The organism is Bacteroides sp. 2201st1_D9_2201SCRN_220225 (genome assembly GCF_040928965.1).
Classification (GTDB): Bacteria; Bacteroidota; Bacteroidia; order Bacteroidales; family Bacteroidaceae; genus Bacteroides; species Bacteroides stercoris.
In genome coordinates this window covers 1-1348 of record NZ_JBCODG010000170.1, presented here as the reverse complement: position 1 = coordinate 1348, position 1348 = coordinate 1, and the positions used below count along the sequence as shown (strand labels likewise).

Annotated in this window: 3 protein-coding genes; 2 read left to right on the top strand and 1 reads right to left on the bottom strand. The window is 38.6% G+C overall.

Annotated features, from left to right (window positions below; all coding sequences use genetic code 11):
• Window positions 1-192 (bottom strand): hypothetical protein (locus AB5903_RS22460; protein ID WP_368118320.1); only part of this gene is annotated, 192 nt, incomplete at its 3' end.
• A gap of 183 nt (window positions 193-375) precedes the next feature.
• Between AB5903_RS22460 and AB5903_RS22455 the strand changes: the two genes are divergently transcribed.
• Window positions 376-609, top strand: coding sequence for a hypothetical protein (locus AB5903_RS22455; protein WP_005655010.1), 234 nt, complete (start codon window positions 376-378; stop codon window positions 607-609).
• A 63-nt stretch (window positions 610-672) separates the two neighbouring features.
• Window positions 673-1197, top strand: a complete 525-nt coding sequence (locus AB5903_RS22450; RefSeq protein WP_117904078.1) for a hypothetical protein — start codon at window positions 673-675, stop codon at window positions 1195-1197.
• Window positions 1198-1348 lie beyond the last annotated feature (151 nt).

Sequence of the window (1348 nt, the reverse complement as noted above, 5' to 3'; positions counted from 1 at the left end):
TGTGCGGGTTTCATAAAACAAAGGTAAGCAAAGATAGCTAATTTTAAAACTTACCAACCAGATATTTCCGCTGAGCCCATTTTTCTCATTCCTTTTATTCCACACATCATAATAGAACAGATGGCACTTACCTACAAAAGGAGCAGCTAACTGAAGCAGATAGCTTTTTATATGCTCACAAACATATTTCAAAGCAGACTTATCTCTTTAATTATCCGACAGTTCAAAAAAAAACCACTGTGTAGAACGTATCAATAAGCAGGGCATTTTACTCATGTATGATACTCAAAAACATTTTCGTAATTTGCCAAACACAATATTTATTTCTACATTTGAATTTTAACTAATTACACAATATCACCAAAATGTAAGTATATGAGAAAATTATTATTCGCCATGTTGGCATGTACAATTACACTTGCCTTTGCATCGTGCAGAGAAAAAAAGGCTAAAGACAAGGTTAAAGACCGTGTAGAAAATGTAAAGGAATCTGTTGAGGAAGCCCTCGAAGAGGCGCAGGACCAGATTGAAGAGGGAGCGGATGAGGTAAAGAAGGCTTTGGATAAAGCCGGCGATGAAATTGAAAAAGCCAAAGAAAAACTGGAATAGAAGTTGCCGGAAAACTGTCCAAATATTCACACAGTAAGGAACTCCATTTAACTTAGAAACATTATGAAAAAGATTAATTTGCTACTGTTTTTTCTCCTGCTTGCATGCGCTTTGCCTGCCCAGGATGGCATTTCCGTCTTTATCGGCAGAGCTAACCGCTACGCATCTGTGGAACTCTCTGATTACAGAAAGCGCCTATGCCTGGAATATAATATTTCAAACCATTCCTTAGACGATTACTACAGACGCTGTGGCAATGACTGGGGAAATGTGGGAATTGCACTTGAGATAGCCAGGACTTCAGGAAAAAAAATGCGTGATGTATGCGACTATTACAAGCGGTATCATCGTTACGGGTGGAACCGTATCCTTGTGGAGATTGGCATAAAGCCGGGAAGTATGTATTATAACCCTTTCTATAACAGAGTCCATCACCACAGTGACTGCTGGCATGAATACTATAATTCATACTGTGAACGCCATGACAAATTCCACCATAAGAAACACAAATACAAAAAGCCGAAAAAACACCACAAGAGACATTGTCGACACTACGATGACGATGATGACGACGACGATGACGATTAATCGGGATTTGAAATCCAAGTGCTGAAACATTCGAAGAGAATGTGTGTGTGCCAAAACTAAAATCCGCTTACTATTTTTTTAGGCACGGATTACGCGGAAAACACGGATTTCACAGAAAAAGAATAAAGAAAATCTGTGAAATCCGTGTTTT

Bases quoted from the DNA above. Each gene is read 5' to 3' on its own strand.
- AB5903_RS22450 (WP_117904078.1), top strand. From the start codon at position 673: ATGAAAAAGATTAATTTGCTACTGTTTTTTCTCCTGCTTGCATGCGCT.
- AB5903_RS22455 (WP_005655010.1), top strand. From the start codon at position 376: ATGAGAAAATTATTATTCGCCATGTTGGCATGTACAATTACACTTGCC.